Genomic DNA, 1715 nt, shown 5'->3' on the forward strand with positions numbered 1-1715 from the left:
GTGATTACTTGCGAGCCATTCCCGATACCTAAGCACTATATGGTTATCGATGGCATGGACTTTGGCTGGGATCATCCGCAAAGTCGCGTCCAGTTAGCAATAGACCTAGATAGCGAAACCTTTTATGTAACAAAAGCATGGAAGGCAAGCAAAACATCTCCGGCTGAGGCGTGGGGCGCTACTAAATCATGGGCTAACAAAGTGCCTACAGCGTGGCCACAGGATGGATTGCAAACAGAGAAGGGCAGCGGCTTGCAGCAGCGTGAATATTACCATGACGCAGGTTTTTTAATGCTTCCTGACCCGGCGCAATGGACAGACGGCTCTCGCTCGGTTGAGCCTGGATTGTTTGAGCTTCATGACCTAATGAGTACAGGTCGATTCAAGGTTTTCAGCGGACTGCGTGACTGGTTCGAGGAATTCAATTTCTATCACCGGGATGATCGCGGTCGCATTGTAAAGACGCGTGACGACCTTCTTGATGCAACACGCTATGCCTACATGATGCGCCGTTTTGCCAAGCGTTATGGCGACATCGGAATAGTAAAAGAGAAAAAAATGCCGGCACCCATCAGGCCGATAGCAAGAGGTAGATAATGGCCGAAAATACAAATAGCAGGCTGGAGACAATTCTACAGCGGTTTGATGAGGATTGGACAGCCAGCGAAGAAGCCAGAACCGAGGCGCGTAACGATCTATTCTTTAGTCGTGTGTCGCAATGGGACGACTGGCTAAACAAATATACAACCCTGCAATACCGTGGACAGTTTGATGTCGTACGCCCTGTGGTGCGCAAACTGGTGGCAGAGATGCGCCAGAACCCGATTGATGTGATGTACCGACCCAAAGAGAGCGCCAATCCTGATAGTGCCGATGTTCTGATGGGCATGTACCGAACAGACATGAGGCACAACACGGCCAAAACATCGGTAAACATTGCCGTTCGTGAGCAAATAGAGTGCGGTGTTGGTGCATGGCGCTTAGTGACGGACTATGAAGACCAAGACCCGACCAGTAATAATCAGGTCATTCGTCGCGTTCCTATTCACGGTGCTTGCTCCCATGTCATTTGGGACGGCAATAGCCAGCAGATGGACAAATCTGATGCAAAGCATTGCACCATCATCCATTCACTGAGTAAAAACGGTTGGACGGCATTTGCTGAGGAGTTCGGGTTAGATGGTGATGACATTCCCTCATTTCAGAGTCCCAATACATGGTCGTTCCCGTGGTTCACGCAGAACACTATTCATGTAGCGGAATACTACGAGGTAGAGGAAAAGAAAGAACTCGTATTTATCTACCAAGATCCGTTATCCGGCGAACCTGTCAGCTATTTCAAGCGCGAAATCAAAGACGTGATCGATGAGCTGGCTGATAAAGGGATGGTCAAGATAGGTGAGCGCAAGGTTAAGCGTCGCCGTGTCTATAAAACCATTTTGTCATGCTCTGCCGTCCTGAAAGATAGAGAATTGATTGCAGGTGAGCATATACCCATTGTTCCGGTGTTCGGCGAATGGGGATTCGTGGATGATAAAGAAGTTTATGAAGGTGTAGTCAGGCTAACCAAAGACGGGCAGAGGCTACGCAACATGATCATGTCATTCAATGCTGACATCGTAGCCCGAACGCCGAAGAAAAAGCCGATATTCTGGCCTGAGCAAATCGCTGGTTATGAGTATATGTACAGCGGTACAGATGATTATCCGTATTAC

Annotated in this window: 2 protein-coding genes; both read left to right on the forward strand. The window is 48.7% G+C overall.

Annotation, left to right across the window (positions count from 1 at the left end; all coding sequences use genetic code 11):
- The coding region (locus tag NXS07_RS19825) for a phage terminase large subunit family protein (protein WP_498063303.1) at positions 1–597 on the forward strand (597 nt) is incomplete at its 5' end.
- The coding region (locus tag NXS07_RS19830; RefSeq protein WP_308686639.1) for a portal protein at positions 597–1715 on the forward strand (1119 nt) is incomplete at its 3' end. The genes NXS07_RS19825 and NXS07_RS19830, both read left to right, overlap by 1 nt.

Origin of the sequence: Xenorhabdus bovienii, from assembly GCF_024721015.1 — a bacterium.
Classification (GTDB): domain Bacteria; phylum Pseudomonadota; class Gammaproteobacteria; order Enterobacterales; family Enterobacteriaceae; genus Xenorhabdus; species Xenorhabdus bovienii.